This window comes from Anaerosacchariphilus polymeriproducens (assembly GCF_003363435.1).
Lineage (GTDB): Bacteria > Bacillota > Clostridia > Lachnospirales > Lachnospiraceae > Anaerosacchariphilus > Anaerosacchariphilus polymeriproducens.
The window spans coordinates 41,958-57,005 of sequence record NZ_QRCT01000007.1 but is presented as its reverse complement, the minus strand read 5'-3'; the positions used below and the strand labels follow the sequence as shown (position 1 = coordinate 57,005).

The window sequence follows — 15,048 nt, the reverse complement described above, 5'->3', positions numbered from 1 at the left end:
ATCCCCGAATGCAGATAATTGGAGAATAATTATGGAACGTACCATTTTTCACATTGATGTTAATTCCGCTTTTTTAAGTTGGAGCGCAATAGAAAAACTAAAATCTGAAGACTCCATTGATCTAAGAAAAATCCCCTCCATCATTGGCGGTAATCAAGCGAATCGTCATGGTATTGTATTAGCAAAATCAATACCAGCAAAAGCTTATCAAATAGAAACCGGTGAACCTATTTCAAATGCAATAAAAAAATGCCCCAATTTAATAATCGAAGCACCTAATCATCAATTATATAAAGATTACAGTACCCGGCTCATGCAGCTATTGTATACTTTTAATCCGGATATTGAACAAGCCAGCATTGATGAGTGTTATATGGATTTTACTTCCTTGCTTCATCAATATCCATCCGCTATAAATGCTGCAGAAATAATAAAAGACACTGTATTTGAAAAATTAGGATTTACAGTAAACATAGGAATTTCAACAAATAAGTTATTAGCCAAGATGGCATCTGATTTTAAAAAACCTAATTTAGTCCACACATTGTATCCTGAAGAAATTCCTGCCAAGCTTTGGCCTCTTCCTGTTAAAGAGTTATATATGGTCGGAAAATCAACATTAACAACATTACAAAAATTAGAAATTCAAACGATAGGAGATCTTGCAGAATCCAATGTGACTCTGCTATCCTCCCACTTAAAAAGTCATGGCCGCCTAATTTGGGAATATGCCAATGGAATTGATGAAACTCCTGTAAATACCCAAAGTGCAGAGTTAAAAGGAATTGGAAATTCTACCACACTTCCTAAAGACATTGAAACCTATCAGGAAGTAAAACCCATTTTATTGAACCTTGCAGAAAAGGTAGGAAAAAGGCTTCGTGACAGAAAACAATCAGCTTGTATGATAAGTGTGGAAATTAAATATAACACTTTCATCTCAGTCTCTCATCAAATGCAATTAACTGTTCCAGTCAACACAAATCAAGATATTTATCAAAAATCCTGTATTCTATTCAACGAATTATGGGACGGTATTCCCATTCGTCTGTTAGGAATTCGGACCTCAAAATTAGTATCTGAATCTGAGCCAACACAGTTGAATTTATTTGAAATAAATAGTAACAGTCAAAAAAATAAAAATTTAGATAAAGCATTAGATGAAATTCGAACACGCTACGGTAAGAATTCCATTATTCGTGGAAGTCAGTTATGAATTTTTCTTTCTTAATCCTTTCTTTCTGACTTTTTTGGATTTTATTGTATTTTTGCGTATGCTGTATCCAAAATTACCTAGACTTTTTTCTAATACAAAATATTCTCCATGAGAATAAGCCACTAAATCTGATTGATTCAACTCAAACTTATTATTTTTATTCATATATTCCTCGCTGACTTGTACCGATACAACTTCAGCAATGAACATATGATGAGAGCCAAGCTCTTTTAATTCCGTTACTTTACATTCAATATTAACAGGAGATTCTGCAATAATTGGAGCATATTCCAACTTATCTGCAGATGCTGCTGTAAGCTTCATTTCTTTAAACTTATCTATATTCTTACCAGATTTAACACCACAGAAATCTGCAGCACGAACCAGCTTTTTCGTAGTAAGATTCACCACAAATTGTTCTGTCTGTTTTATCATATGATAAGAATATCTTTCTGGTCTGACCGAAATATAAAGCATAGGAGGATTTGTACATATGGTTCCCGTCCATGCAACTGTCAATATATTCTTATTACCCGATTTGTCTGCACAACTAACCATAACAGATGGCAAAGGATACAACATGTTACCCGGTTTCCAAATTTGCTTTTTCAATCGTATCCTCCTTCATGAAACATTTATCACTTTGTATATAACCCCTAATTTTATTATGCATCTCTTTACAGTTTAATATTCTTAAATAAATCCCCTAAACAAGTCCCAATTTCTTCAGTTTCTTCGAGTTCATAAATTTCTTCTTTTCTATTACTATCTGTCACATCTTGAAGTGCTTTCATACTAAGACTAAGTTTTCCATCTTTCATATCTGTGACTTTCACCGTAATTTTTTGGCCTTCTTTTAAAATTTCCCAAGGTGTTTTTATTCTTTTCGCACAAATTTGTGAAACATGTAATAAACCTGTCAGTCCATTTTCTAACTGTACAAATGCTCCATAAGGTTTTATCGTATCGACGATTCCCTCTGCCACAAGACCTACTTGTAAATTTGAAATTTTATTCTTTCGTTCTTTTTCAGCTTCTTCCTTTAAAATTTCTTTTGCTGATAAAATTAGTTTTTGTCTGCCTTCATCTACGGTAATAATTTTAACCTCAATCTCTTTTAATAACCATTCTTCTAAATCTTCTACATATCCAAGAGATAGCTGAGAAGCAGGAACAAAGGCTCTTATACCTTCTACATAAGTTATTACACCAGCTTTCACAACACCCTGTATTTTTACTGTAATCTTGGCTTCTTCTTCCATAAGACTTCTTAATTTATCCCATGCCAGTACTCTGTTTGCTTCTTTTTTGGATAACAAAATATGTCCCTGTCCATCATCAACCGCAATCACTGTTGCTTCCAATACATCACCGGTTGTTACTTGCTCTTTCACAGCGAAATCCGGATCATCACTAAAATCTTCTACTTTTATGATACCATCAGTATAATAACCCAGATCAAGTGTTACTTCTGTATCAGTAACACTTATCACAACTCCTTTTAATACATCTCCTTCTATTACCTTTTTAAATGAGTCATTAATTTCTTTTTCATAATCCTGCATTGATTCTTCTTTTAAGTTTAATTCTTCAGCCATATTTTCACCTCATTATATTATACTCTTATATATCCCTCATTTTGCAACAAAAATACATTCTAATTTTATTATTGTACGAATCCCGGAATAATACCGATTTGCATTAAAATATATGCCAATAAAATAACAAAATTTAATAAACCTATTCCAAACGAATATCTTATCAACTTAGCACTAGATTTTACTTCTTTTTGAAGTTCTCCTGTTTCTGCGTTATTATCTTTTCCGTTTGACGCTTCATCAAAAAGCAGCTGAATATTTCGATATTGTTTCACACACTCTTTATGCACATGCTCAAAAATTTCTGTTTTAAGTTCCTCCAGTTTCTCATCGGTTCCTTTGGATTCTTCTTGACTTGCCAGCAAATCAATTTTCCGTAGAACTTCTAATTTCATTTCATCTAATTTAATATCATTTCCTGAAGCCTGAATTGCACTTATAACGCGGTCAATTTTTTCTGTAATTTCTAATTTAAGTATTTCTAATTTCTTATCGTATTCTGTATTATCCCTTTCTAACAAAATACGATCGATTCTAGAGAACAATTCTACCTTCACTTCTTCTAATTTTTGTTCAGTGACTGGTGTAGTTTTATTAAGAAGCTCTCGATCCATTCTTGCAAAAATATCTGCTTTTAATTGATCGATTTTTTCACTTGTCGCAGGTATTGTCTGAGTTGAGAATGCTCTGTCTATTTTGCTAAGCAGCTCTGCTTTCACCTGTTCAAGTTTTTCTTCGCTTTCTAAACTTGTACTACGGTTAATCTCATCAGCTGATTCTGTATCAATTTTTTCAAGCATCTCTGCAAAGCTCTCATTTAGATCACGACTCAAACCACGTTCCAAATCATCAAATCTATCTGTGATTTGGCCCATCTGATAAGCGATTTTTTTACCAATCTGATGAGTCTGCTCAGCAATTCTGCCATCAGCTGAATCCAATTGTCTAATCTGAGACTCCAAACGTCTTGAAATTTCCTCCAATTGTGCAATTTGTTCGATTAATCTAACATTTTCATCTTGATTCTTAATCTCTTCCTGCCACTCCATTGCCTTTGCTTTCAGCAACTCAATTTGTTGAAGTAATGGGTTCATTTCTTCGACCTCTGTTGAATAATTTTTTACATTTTCACTGTTCAATTTTTTTGCCCTCGCCTTCTTTTGCTTATCATTATAATATTGGCTATTCCTAGCCATAAGTAGCTTTTTAAAACCATTTACGCTCATTATTTCCTCCTCAAAGTAAAATATGGCTTAAAAAATCAAATCTAATGGTTATATTTTAGCACTTTCTGGTGATTTTTACAACTGTTTAAATTTCCACCAAAAATTGTCTGTTTTTTCTAACATTCACCCATATTTTAGCATTTTCACAGTTATTTTACTAGTGGTTCATATTTTATTCATAAAGCATTGTTATACTTAAAATTGATTCGGAATATGTGTTGATCGTTGATTTTTACACATATTTATATTTTTTCATAATAGCCTCGGTATCTATGATATCGAGGCACTCCTCGTTATGCCTTTTTTCCATTATTTTACATTAAATAAGAAGGAACCTTTCGAGTCCTTCTTATACATTAATCTTGATTCCAGAAATTTGTTTTATCTTCATTACTAACAATTTGTTCCTGACTACTTTTCTTTATTGCTTCATTTAGAGATAACATCTTTGCATCTAACATCGATACAATTTCCGCACACTCTTTTAAATCACGGCTTATGTAATCAGGTGCATTTCCTTCAAATTTGTAATATATTTTATGTTCCAGACTCGCCCAAAAGTCCATTGCAATTGTTCGTATTTGAATCTCAACTTTTGTATCTACCACGCTGTCTGACAAATAAATCGGAACTGCTACCAGCATATGATAGCTTTTATAGCCACTTTCTTTCGGGTATTTAATATAATCCTTTATAGAAAGTACTTTTAAATCACTTTGCTTTCCTATCATTTCAGCAATACGATATATATCTGCTGTAAATGAACAGGTAACACGTATCCCCGCAATATCATTAACATACTCGACCATATTTTCAATTGTAGATTCATGACCGTTACGTTTTAATTTTTTAACAATACTTTCCGCTGATTTTATTCTGGATTTTATATGTTCGATCGGATTATATTGATGTACATGTTGAAATTCATCATTTAATATTTCGAGTTTTGTATTTACTTCTTTTAAAGCTGAATTATATAAAAATATAATAGTTTTCCAACTATCCACATCCTCATACAACTTAACTGGAAACTGCATTGCCCCACATCCTTCTAGTCGAATACTCAGTAATCTTTAAACTTAATATTCATTTTTATTCTTTTATATTATATCATATCATTCTATTTTTTGGGCAATTTTATCAAAATTTTTATATAATGTTAATATTTTCTAGTTTTTTTAACCAAAAGAATGATATATTTTACTTTATTAAATATCCCTTCTCTATTAGTTTTTCTTCTATCTGCATTAAAGTTTCTTCATCTTTTGCTTCAACTGTGTGGAAATGAACACCAGCTGTTAATTCTTTTAATGCCTTACTATTGTACTTAACCATTTTGTCTATAAAATCATCTACATCTTGTCGGTTCTCAACCATAAAGTCTACGTTTATCTGCCCGTATATTTTATGTTCTACAACAACATCCAGTACTTTTCCTCCCAGATCAACGATACAATATAATTCGTCTTGGATTTCTTCTGTTTTATGCAATACTTTAAATGATTTTTTTGCGGTTTTAAGTTCTGTTGATACGCCATACATCATATAACCTTTGTTGGTAGCTAATATATTTTTATTGACTGCTCTAAGCAAAGCCACGTCCTGTACGATGACCTGTCGGCTAACTCCCATTTTACTCGCCAACTCTTTCCCTGATACAGGTTCTTCGCTATTTTCTAGTAATCCTAGTATTTTTTCTCTCCGTGCATCTCCGTCCATACTCAACCTCCAAACTTGTCTAAACTATATATTTCTCATATATCAGAACAACCAATTTTTATTTTAAACAATTTTCCCTAGCAAAATTATACTATTCGCATATTTTACCATATAGTACTGATTAGTCAATATTGCAATTTCTACGACCATCTTAACATTTTATAAAGAACGAAAACTTAAGGAAATTTAATTCTATAAATTAAAAAGGAAACTAAGTATATACTTACTTCCCTTATAATCATTTTTATTCTAAATTAACATATAAACTCTTCATTGTGAAAACTCTAAATTCGTGATATACTACCAAAAGATTTTTCTTGAGAACATTCTATAGAAATTAGTGAACGTTAATTAAATGAAAACCATAAATAGAAAGGAAATGATATATCATGTTTCGAATTTGGGCCAAACTCTTTAAAAATAATCATTTGCTGAAAGATATCGTAATCACAAACGATTCTGATGATACCAGAACTCATAAAGTGTTTAAATCATTGACAGAGATTTGTCTTGCTTTTGATCTAGAGAATCCTCTATGGCTGGATTCAAATATCAATGAATTTAAACGTATTTCTAAGACACGATTTACAAAGGACAATTTTATTGAGGAAATTGATTTTGATTATCTTGAAATTCAAGTCATAGATGAAGATTTTTGACTTAACTTAGTCTTTTTTAGAATCTTTTTTACTATTAATAAATTTGGGGATAAATTTATTGACAAATTTTCCTTTCCCTCTGTTTTTGACATAAAGGTAACCAAAAACAGAAAATGTAACCGCACCAATAAAATTAACAATTAAATCTGTCATCGTATCAATTAAGCCTATATCTATATAAGGCACCTTAGTTAATAAGGTGTCTTTTTGCATATCCAACCCAAAGAGCTGATCCATACCATATTCAAAGAACTCCCACAACACTCCTATTGTCATAGAAAAACAAAACGCAAATACTGCAACAAAAAATGGAGACAATGTAATCATAAATCTCTCATTTTGATTTAAGATATCAATTAAGGAAAATCCTATCGCAGCTGCTAAAAAACCATTAATTGTATGAAGCATATCGTCCCAATGAGGAAACATTGCATAATAAGAATTGATCTCACCCAGTATTTCGGCCGCAAAAATAAATAGAAGTATAAGAACTTCTAAGGCACCTGGTAACATTACTTTAATCTTTTTCTCTATAAAACTAGGTATCGAAAACAATAGCATTGTTAAAACACATAAAAATACGTTTTCATAATTTTCATTTAAAAATTGGTCAATTGCAACATATATTACAAGCAGTATTAATATAATATATACAAAAGATAAGCGTTTATTTTTCATCCATTTCTTTACTTGTCCTCTCATTTTAATCTCTTTCTTTATTAAGTTTTAGTGTGAGTAAAATGAGATTTTTTATGTATAAAGACCTAGTTGTATTTTAAAAATACTTCTAGGTCCTTTAATTCAAGGAAAGATTTCTTCTAATAATTCTTTAAATAACATGCTTTCTTCTAAATTTTCAATCGTTTTATCCGTTTCCTCCGTTTCTATTGAATCAGATTTGTCCTTCTCTGTCATAACAACTTGACGATTATTAATTTCCAACTTATTAATAAATACATTTTCCAAATATTCTTGTATATTCACTATAATATTTTCACGCTGATTATCAAAATCATATATAAAATGTATCCCACACAAAATTAAAGCTATAAGGACTCCTTCAATTAAATACTGTAATGCTTGTACAATTTGACCATTTCCGCGATATGACCACCATCCACAGACACAGGAAAATATCAAACTAATCATTGCAAGACTAAGGGAAATTCTATTTGCATTTTGCATATGAAAACCACAAACTTTCATTTGATTTACATGCTTGTCTACAAAAAGTTCAATGTTTTGTATTCCCTTTTTTATCTGGTATTTCTTTTCAAACTGTAGCATAAGCGCCCTCAGTTGAGTACTTTTTGTTTTGTTCATATTATCTGTTTCTTTTACTAATCTTAAGTATAAAAATGTCCACCATATTTTGCACACAATTCCAAGTCCTAAAATCCCTATCAGAATACGTGAAAATACCTCTTCACTTAATAACAACTTCATTTTCATACCCCTTTCTGCATTTACATGAACTAACTTGTCCTTATATTTTTAATAGAATTATTTGTATTATAACGAAGGACAAGCCTTTTGAAAAGATAAATCCAATAAAAGTAATCCCTTATTTTCAACATTTTAATGAGAATTTTGTCTTATCCTTTCTTAAAATACAGAAAAAATATATTTTTTAAGAGAGTTTTTTATATTTCAAAATATTTATCCTAGAATAATTCAAACTTATTTGTTATAATCAATAAAGCAAAAGGAGCATTCTTGAGCTCTTTATATGTATAGATATAATAATTTAGATATTTTACTAGTGATTTTATACATATGTATGGAGGATTATTGAAAAATGAAACGAATCATATTAACTGGCGGCGGGACCGCAGGACATGTGACGCCGAACATCGCGCTAATACCAGGTTTAACCGAAATGGGGTTTGACATCCACTATATTGGTTCCTACAATGGTATCGAAAAAAAACTAATTGAAGAATTTGACATTCCCTATTATGGAATTTCTTCTGGAAAATTAAGAAGATACTTTGATGTAAAAAATTTAATTGATCCATTTAAAGTATTGAGAGGTTATGCTCAAGCACTGAAACTCATGAAATCATTGAAACCAAATGTTATTTTTTCTAAAGGTGGATTTGTTGCCGTTCCCGTTGTATTAGCAGCTAAAAGAGCAAAGATTCCAATTATTATACATGAATCTGATTTAACACCAGGTTTGGCAAATAAGATTTGTATTCCCAGCGCAACAAAAGTCTGCTGTAACTTTCCGGAAACCTTAGATTATTTACCCAAAGAAAAAGCGGTACTAACAGGTTCTCCGATTAGAAAAGAACTACTTTCGGGTAACAAACTTAGAGCACTAGAGTTTTGCCAATTCACATCAAATAAACCAACCTTATTAGTAATAGGTGGTAGTTCAGGTGCTGCTATTATCAATGAAACTATAAGAGGAGTTTTACCCGAACTGTTAAAAGAATATCAAGTAATTCACCTTTGCGGAAAAGGCAAATTAGAACCAAGCTTTGACCATTACGAAGGCTATATTCAGTTTGAGTATGTAAGAAAAGAATTAAATGACTTATTTGCTTTAGCAGATTTAGTTATCTCACGTGCCGGTGCTAATGCTATTTATGAACTTTTAGCCCTTCATAAACCGAATATTTTAATTCCTCTATCCGCAAACGCTAGTCGAGGAGATCAAATATTAAATGCAAATTCTTTTGAAAGTCAAGGCTTTAGTTATGTAATGCAAGAAGAGTCCCTTAGCAATCTTAAATTACTAGATGCAATTAAAGATGTATATAAAAATCGGCAAAAATATATTGCCGCCATGGAAGCCAGTAGTCAAATGAACTCTATAGAAACAATATTACAGTTAATCAATAATATTACAAAAGAAAATTAGAACAGATCCAAATTAGTAAAAGAGTCAGAAGGAAGTAAATTACTACTTTCTAACTCTTTTACAATACTTACTCTTTAATTAATCGAACCAAATCATCTATCTCTTCTTCACTGATTTCTCCTGGATTCCAACCGATTTTCAAATGTTCATCACCTAGATATCTAGGAATTAAATGCATATGAAAATGAAATACAGATTGACCGGCAACTGCTCCATTATTCTGTAGTATATTAAATCCATCACATTTTAATACTCGTGTCATTTTGATTGCCATTTTTTTTGCAAGTACCAATGCTTGAGATGCTATATCATCAGGAAGCTCATATAAACTTGTATAATGATTTTTCGGTAATAACAATGCATGTCCTCGCGAAGCGGGACCACGATCTAAAATTACTATAAATTTTTCATCCTCGTATAATGCCTTAGTCGGAATCTCACCATTGGCAATTTTACAAAAAATACAATTACAATCTTTCATTAAACTTCTACCTCTTTCCATTATATTTTCTATTCCTAAACTATTTGTCATATTTTGTTGGAATAATTGAATTGCTATTTTAAATAACAAATGTTACACTTATGAAGGGTTACATTTAGATTATATTCCCTAAATCGATCCAATTAATCTAGAAAGGAGGAACTATTTTGCTAGATCATACGGATTTTGCCAAAATTGAAAATTTGATGAAAGAAAATATTGAATTTCGAAATTCTGTCGAAAAATTAATGAATTATCATACTTATGTTCTATCATCAATCTCACACGAATTACGTACACCTTTAACACTATTAAAAAGTTCACTACAATTAATCGAAACGAAACATCCACAAGTTAAGGATTTTAAATATTGGGATTTAATTCAAGAAGATATAAAATCCCTTAATGATTTATTAGTTGAGGTTACAACACATGCAAAATTTACAACTTTAGATTATAGTCAAGTTAATCTTGATTTACTTATATCTAAGCTCGTGGCTTCTTATCAGGTAATTCTATCAAAAAAGTCATATACTATTTCATATAGATGCATGAACCAAAATTACCCAACAGTTACTTGTGATTCATTAAAAATTCGTCAGGTATTAATATCACTAATCAATAACGCAATTGAAGCTTTAGATAAAGAAGGGAAGGTATCTATAATTTTATCTTTAGAAAATGAATATGCAAAGATAGAAGTTATTGATAATGGTTGTGGAATTCCAAGTGCTTACGAGGATAAAATCTTTGAGTTATTTGTCACTACCAAAAAGAACGGAACAGGCATTGGACTTTCTCATGCACATAAAATTATAACTCAACATCGTGGTTCTATTACCTTTTCTACCCGAAAAGATGCCGGAACTAGTTTTACCATTTTACTTCCCATAAATTCAAGTGTTTGATATATTAGTTATAACTCATTGAACACAAAAATCTTATCTAACATTCTTAATGTTTTAAAATTTCCCTTTGCAGTCATTTCCCCTGTCATAAATGCCCTTTGAAATGTCATTCTTCCGGTAAGAATATTTTCTAAAACATCTGCTTTTAATTTTGTAATAACATCTACTTCTTCTTCATGACCATAATAACAATTTAAGTCACCATCATTGACTTCTATTATTAATGGTTTCTTTTTCTCTTCTATCATAAACAAATAACTTGCCTTAAAATCCTCTTGTGGAACAAAGTGTTTTTCTAAACTCATGATATACTCCATTTCTGTATCCACTTTTTCTTGTTTCATCAATCCTTTAAATAAATGTGCTAGTTCTTCTATATCTTCTTTTTGTTTTTTAACATAATCATCATCAGAGACATATTTAGATAGCTGTTCACTTTCTTGGGGAGTCAGTTCTATCGGCTGGGTACGCAAAACAGTTTTCTTCACAGCTTGATTACTAGTTGGCAGCCATTTAACTTTTTGTGATATGGAACGATATAGATTCTCAGCTTTCTTTTCTATAATATCAGTATAATCTTTATTTAATTCGAAATGTACTAGATCATCAACATAACCACATAGACCTTCGCATGGCATTCCACCAAGCATTTCCCATGCATTTGATAACGTTAATCTACCTTCTCTCTCTCCGTAAGTAGTGGACATTACAATGGGCTGCATGTACAATGTGGCTATTTTTTCTTTATCACCATACAACCAGCATGCATCAAGAAATTGCTGCATATATCCTCCAATACCGTACCATTCAATAGTAGTAGCCAGTACGATTCCATCTGCCTCTTTTAGAGTTTGGGGAAGCGTTGCAATCTCATGCTTTTGCTCGAACAAATTATATCTTTTGACCGTCACACGTAACTCTTCTAAGACTTCTTGTATTTTGTTTAAAACATATAATGTTGGATCATCTAATAAACCTCTGCCACCATAATAAATGTTTATATTCATTTTCATACCTCTCTGATAATTATTCTAATTAATTTTAGTATATCCCAAGAAAATGAGCAAGTACTATTTCTTTTTCCTCTTAAAAACTATAATCATACTCAGAATAATTCCTAATATAATTCCAAATAACAGTCCACCAATATGTGCAGCGTTATTTGTATTAATATCTCTATAGCCCAAATAAAGGCTTAAACATATCATAAATATTAATCTCAATGTAGTTATAGACTCTAACTTGCCCTTATTCATAACAACTACAACCAAAAGTGAACCTAATATACCAAAAATAGCTCCAGAGGCTCCTGCGGATACCACCAGTTCATCTCCTTTTAAATAATACCAAAAGGAGATTATGTTTGCACCTATACCGGATAACAAATATACAGTAAGAAATGAGACTTTGCCAATTTGTTTCTCTAAAATCTCTCCAAGGCAGAAAAGCATTATCATATTATTAAACAAATGATTTATACCAAAGTGCATAAACATAGATGTAATGAAACGAAAATATTGATTTCCTTCTAACACATAAGGCACAAACAATGCTCCATAATGTGCCATAAAGCTTGAATCTTCTGTGCAGCCTAATAATTCCAATAGAGTAAAGAATATAATATTTAACACGATTAGTCCTATAGTAACAATAGGCTTCTTATATTTTTTCCTATCTCTTTTTTCTGCTCCATAAATATTTTCCATATTATGATCATTTTCTAGTAATTCATATAGACCATAAAAGTTGGCAGGCTGATTTTCATATATAATTGTTTTTTTATTCTGGGTATCATAAATCCAATAGTTCTCACAATCGCATAAATTATCATGTACCCTTTTAACTTCACTTGTAAATATAACCGAAAATAGTTGAATTTCTTTTTCTGTTTGAAAAATACTTTTTATATTTTTTTGAAGCTTCGTAAAATTCTCTCCTAACAAATTCGTATCCATATCAAGGTTTAACACTAATATTACTAACTCTTTATCCATTAGTCCTTGGTAAAAAACACTTATCTCTTTAGGTTTGATTTCTTCTACATATTCATATCCATTGTTTACTAGTATCGATTTTAATTGCAGTATATTCATAGTTTAACTTCCTTACAAAATATTGGGTACTCCCCTGATAACTAAATAAAACAAAATGCTTACAAAAACAATTATACTAGTAACAATAAATTTTACAATGAATTTTATATTTCTTTTATAATTATTTAAATATTCTACCTCTTCTTTTTTCACTTTTGATTCACTTTTCGGCTTTAAATGATCTTGATTCTTATCTGACGGAATAAGCATTAACAAATCCTGTAAAATAAAGTTTGTTTTCGTTACCAAGTCATACATTTGATAACCTAAGAACATTGCTTTTTCATCTGTATGATCTATCTCTTTGATAATTAACTCCATTAAGTTTCTAATTTCTATAGTAGAATCTACCTTATTACCCGGAAAATAGCAGAAAAAAACATTTTTTGTTTCGTATTCAATATAAATAAAGTCAATATTTATTATTAAATCCCCTATATCCAACAAATATTCTGATAAGCATTGCGCTATATTTAATAAACCTTTCCGAAGTTTTTCTAACATATCGTATGAAACCTTATGTTTTTTTAATTCACTTGCTAATGTATTTTTGTTTTTAACATTGTAACGAAACTGCGTATATTGATCTACTAATAAAATTCTAACTGGTAGTAATCCAGGAATTTGATTCTTTTCTAACATAATTAATTTGTATGGGTTATTAATATAATTTTTTTCATTTAAAGTAAAACTACATTCAGATAAGTCATTTTTATACTCCAACTCTAATTCCACAATTAACCTCCCTTAATTTTTTATTTCAATATCTTTTTTGGCGAATAAACTGTTTGACGTCTAATTGTTTTTCACTTTCCTCGTTCATAATTTCTAACATAAGCATTTTAGACCTTTCAATGGAATAATTATGTAAGTAAAAATTGTAAGAGATCAGCGACATGATAATTACCATTATTATTGGCATTAGCATACTCGCCTCAACAGTAAAACTTGCTTTAATTTTCATATAAACAACATTCCCATATAAGCAGACAGCATAAAAGGTATAAAAGGAATTTCATTTCTATATGATATTTTTTTAATTATCACTAAAAGAAACGCCCAAACAGATACTCCAAAGACAGCTATTATAAACAGAAGTAGATTATTCTTTAAACCTAAATAGATTCCTGTAGTTATTAATAAAATACCATCACCATTTCCTACCCCTCCTTTAGTTATATAACTTAAAAATAATACAAACACCCCTATTCCCATTCCTCCAAGTATTGACCAAATATTTTCATTTCTTTGATAATATTGTAGTAATAAACCTACAATACTAAAACAGAATACTGTTGGAAGATGAACTACTTTTTTTCTTATATCTTCAATTGAACATATAACAAGTAATATTATTAGAATTCCTTTTGTTATAATCACTACCACCTTCTTTCTATTTCCAACATTTAGGGCATTTATGCCGATTTCCTACTTGAGAAATCGGTACTGCATACACGGTCCTTTTCAATCCACTACAATTTAAAGAGGTATGATATTTATCTCCCCAATCAGTTATATATACAATTTTACACTGCTTACTTTTTACACACTTTTCACACGGTAGATATTTCCTTCCACTCTTATTCCTTATTTTACTGATATCTTTCATTTCAACACTCCGTATATTTAAATCCAAATAAGCACAAGAACGATATTTATGATATGCACTTCCATCTTCGGTAATATATACCGTTTCCTCTTGATTTTTATTCGTTTCATTCTTATCAAAGCCTGTCCAACTATGAACATAACTCCTTTGAACAACCGGCCATTTCGCCAGATCAAATAGAGGTACTGGTACGTGAAAATTGTATTTTAATAAAATATCAATTCTATTTTTGTTTATATTATCTAATTTACAATTAATACCACTTAGTCCATCTTTAATACAACTATTATTGAATTTACTCTTCTTTATTTCACATAATATTGATTCTTTAACGTAATTTTCTGTGAAATAATTCGAGTATTCTTCCTGACAGAATTGATACTGTCCCAGTTCCTTGCAAACTTTTGACATTCCCAAAGTAATATCACCTTGAATATTAATAAATATGAAAAAATAAAATAGTGTTATTACAAACCATAAAAATAGAGGTAATACCAATGCCGCTTCAACAGAAAAACTCCCTGCTATTCTTCTAAAAGATATCCATGAGGATGCCTCACTTAACATATCAATATATTTCGATTTAATTTTTGAATCAGATTTACAGAGAGATTTTTGTTTTATTTTTTTCATTAATTTAATGTGAGACACCCTCATAAACCTCCTTAAT

At 30.5% G+C, this 15,048-nt stretch carries 17 protein-coding genes; 4 read left to right on the top strand and 13 right to left on the bottom strand.

Annotated elements, in window-relative coordinates; translation table 11 throughout:
- The first annotated feature begins 31 nt into the window (after nt 1-31).
- Nucleotides 32-1,216 (top strand): Y-family DNA polymerase, encoded by a 1,185-nt coding sequence (locus tag DWV06_RS00915; protein WP_115480300.1) that lies wholly within the window; start codon nt 32-34, stop codon nt 1,214-1,216.
- Here DWV06_RS00915 and DWV06_RS00910 read toward each other — a convergent pair.
- The 5 genes from DWV06_RS00910 to DWV06_RS00890 all read right to left on the bottom strand — a co-directional run bounded on the left by DWV06_RS00910 (nt 1,211) and on the right by DWV06_RS00890 (nt 5,759).
- The gene (locus DWV06_RS00910; protein WP_115480299.1) at nt 1,211-1,828 is read right to left on the bottom strand and encodes a flavin reductase family protein; all 618 of its coding nucleotides are present in this window, start codon (nt 1,826-1,828) and stop codon (nt 1,211-1,213) included. The two genes, DWV06_RS00915 and DWV06_RS00910, sit on opposite strands and share 6 nt — an antisense overlap.
- Before the next feature lie 65 nt (nt 1,829-1,893).
- The gene (locus tag DWV06_RS00905; RefSeq protein ID WP_115480298.1) at nt 1,894-2,814 is read right to left on the bottom strand and encodes a S1 RNA-binding domain-containing protein; all 921 of its coding nucleotides are present in this window, start codon (nt 2,812-2,814) and stop codon (nt 1,894-1,896) included.
- 68 nt (nt 2,815-2,882) lie between these two features.
- Nucleotides 2,883-4,040, bottom strand: coding sequence for a hypothetical protein (locus tag DWV06_RS00900; RefSeq protein ID WP_115480297.1), 1,158 nt, complete (start codon nt 4,038-4,040; stop codon nt 2,883-2,885).
- Between the two features lie 356 nt (nt 4,041-4,396).
- A complete protein-coding gene (locus tag DWV06_RS00895; RefSeq protein WP_115480296.1) occupies nt 4,397-5,077 on the bottom strand; it encodes a GTP pyrophosphokinase in 681 nt (226 codons plus the stop codon).
- A 163-nt stretch (nt 5,078-5,240) separates the two neighbouring features.
- Entirely contained in the window at nt 5,241-5,759 is a 519-nt protein-coding gene (locus DWV06_RS00890; protein ID WP_115480295.1) for a transcription repressor NadR, read from the bottom strand.
- Nucleotides 5,760-6,148: 389 nt separating this feature from the next.
- Here DWV06_RS00890 and DWV06_RS00885 point away from each other — a divergent pair, with 389 nt between their 5' ends.
- A complete protein-coding gene (locus tag DWV06_RS00885) occupies nt 6,149-6,418 on the top strand; it encodes a hypothetical protein (RefSeq protein WP_115480294.1) in 270 nt (89 codons plus the stop codon).
- A 6-nt stretch (nt 6,419-6,424) separates the two neighbouring features.
- Here DWV06_RS00885 and DWV06_RS00880 read toward each other — a convergent pair whose 3' ends face one another.
- Nucleotides 6,425-7,120: a hypothetical protein gene (locus DWV06_RS00880; RefSeq protein ID WP_235828873.1), complete on the bottom strand. Its 696-nt coding sequence runs from the start codon at nt 7,118-7,120 to the stop codon at nt 6,425-6,427.
- Between the two features lie 99 nt (nt 7,121-7,219).
- The gene (locus tag DWV06_RS00875; RefSeq protein WP_115480292.1) at nt 7,220-7,864 is read right to left on the bottom strand and encodes a hypothetical protein; all 645 of its coding nucleotides are present in this window, start codon (nt 7,862-7,864) and stop codon (nt 7,220-7,222) included.
- Between the two features lie 352 nt (nt 7,865-8,216).
- Between DWV06_RS00875 and DWV06_RS00870 the strand changes: the two genes are divergently transcribed.
- Entirely contained in the window at nt 8,217-9,287 is a 1,071-nt protein-coding gene (locus tag DWV06_RS00870; protein ID WP_115480291.1) for an undecaprenyldiphospho-muramoylpentapeptide beta-N-acetylglucosaminyltransferase, read from the top strand.
- A gap of 67 nt (nt 9,288-9,354) precedes the next feature.
- Here the strand turns inward: DWV06_RS00870 and DWV06_RS00865 are convergent, their stop codons facing one another.
- A complete protein-coding gene (locus DWV06_RS00865) occupies nt 9,355-9,768 on the bottom strand; it encodes an HIT family protein (RefSeq protein ID WP_115480290.1) in 414 nt (137 codons plus the stop codon).
- Between the two features lie 167 nt (nt 9,769-9,935).
- Between DWV06_RS00865 and DWV06_RS00860 the strand changes: the two genes are divergently transcribed.
- Nucleotides 9,936-10,676, top strand: a complete 741-nt coding sequence (locus tag DWV06_RS00860; RefSeq protein ID WP_115480289.1) for a sensor histidine kinase — start codon at nt 9,936-9,938, stop codon at nt 10,674-10,676.
- An 8-nt stretch (nt 10,677-10,684) separates the two neighbouring features.
- Here the strand turns inward: DWV06_RS00860 and DWV06_RS00855 are convergent, their stop codons facing one another.
- From DWV06_RS00855 to DWV06_RS00830, 5 genes are all read right to left on the bottom strand, one after another.
- Nucleotides 10,685-11,683 (bottom strand): SCP2 sterol-binding domain-containing protein, encoded by a 999-nt coding sequence (locus tag DWV06_RS00855; RefSeq protein WP_115480288.1) that lies wholly within the window; start codon nt 11,681-11,683, stop codon nt 10,685-10,687.
- A 63-nt stretch (nt 11,684-11,746) separates the two neighbouring features.
- On the bottom strand, nt 11,747-12,769 hold the full coding sequence (locus tag DWV06_RS18750) for a rhomboid family intramembrane serine protease (protein ID WP_235828872.1): 1,023 nt from the start codon (nt 12,767-12,769) through the stop codon (nt 11,747-11,749).
- Nucleotides 12,770-12,781: 12 nt separating this feature from the next.
- Complete coding sequence (locus DWV06_RS00845) at nt 12,782-13,504, bottom strand: DUF6382 domain-containing protein (RefSeq protein ID WP_115480287.1); 723 nt, start codon at nt 13,502-13,504, stop codon at nt 12,782-12,784.
- Between the two features lie 225 nt (nt 13,505-13,729).
- Complete coding sequence (locus tag DWV06_RS00835; RefSeq protein WP_162300536.1) at nt 13,730-14,149, bottom strand: prepilin peptidase; 420 nt, start codon at nt 14,147-14,149, stop codon at nt 13,730-13,732.
- A gap of 13 nt (nt 14,150-14,162) precedes the next feature.
- Entirely contained in the window at nt 14,163-15,029 is an 867-nt protein-coding gene (locus DWV06_RS00830) for a TadE/TadG family type IV pilus assembly protein (RefSeq protein ID WP_115480284.1), read from the bottom strand.
- Nucleotides 15,030-15,048: the final 19 nt, after the last annotated feature.

What these genes read in the sequence shown, in the direction of transcription:
- DWV06_RS00870 (WP_115480291.1), top strand. Translation starts at nt 8,217, where the DNA reads ATGAAACGAATCATATTAACTGGCGGCGGGACCGCAGGACATGTGACG.
- DWV06_RS00885 (WP_115480294.1), top strand. Translation starts at nt 6,149, where the DNA reads ATGTTTCGAATTTGGGCCAAACTCTTTAAAAATAATCATTTGCTGAAA.
- DWV06_RS00900 (WP_115480297.1), bottom strand. Translation starts at nt 4,040, where the DNA reads ATGAGCGTAAATGGTTTTAAAAAGCTACTTATGGCTAGGAATAGCCAA.
- DWV06_RS00865 (WP_115480290.1), bottom strand. Translation starts at nt 9,768, where the DNA reads ATGAAAGATTGTAATTGTATTTTTTGTAAAATTGCCAATGGTGAGATT.
- DWV06_RS00895 (WP_115480296.1), bottom strand. Translation starts at nt 5,077, where the DNA reads ATGCAGTTTCCAGTTAAGTTGTATGAGGATGTGGATAGTTGGAAAACT.
- DWV06_RS00915 (WP_115480300.1), top strand. Translation starts at nt 32, where the DNA reads ATGGAACGTACCATTTTTCACATTGATGTTAATTCCGCTTTTTTAAGT.
- DWV06_RS00905 (WP_115480298.1), bottom strand. Translation starts at nt 2,814, where the DNA reads ATGGCTGAAGAATTAAACTTAAAAGAAGAATCAATGCAGGATTATGAA.
- DWV06_RS00880 (WP_235828873.1), bottom strand. Translation starts at nt 7,120, where the DNA reads ATGAGAGGACAAGTAAAGAAATGGATGAAAAATAAACGCTTATCTTTT.
- DWV06_RS00890 (WP_115480295.1), bottom strand. Translation starts at nt 5,759, where the DNA reads ATGGACGGAGATGCACGGAGAGAAAAAATACTAGGATTACTAGAAAAT.
- DWV06_RS18750 (WP_235828872.1), bottom strand. Translation starts at nt 12,769, where the DNA reads ATGAATATACTGCAATTAAAATCGATACTAGTAAACAATGGATATGAA.
- DWV06_RS00855 (WP_115480288.1), bottom strand. Translation starts at nt 11,683, where the DNA reads ATGAATATAAACATTTATTATGGTGGCAGAGGTTTATTAGATGATCCA.
- DWV06_RS00875 (WP_115480292.1), bottom strand. Translation starts at nt 7,864, where the DNA reads ATGAAGTTGTTATTAAGTGAAGAGGTATTTTCACGTATTCTGATAGGG.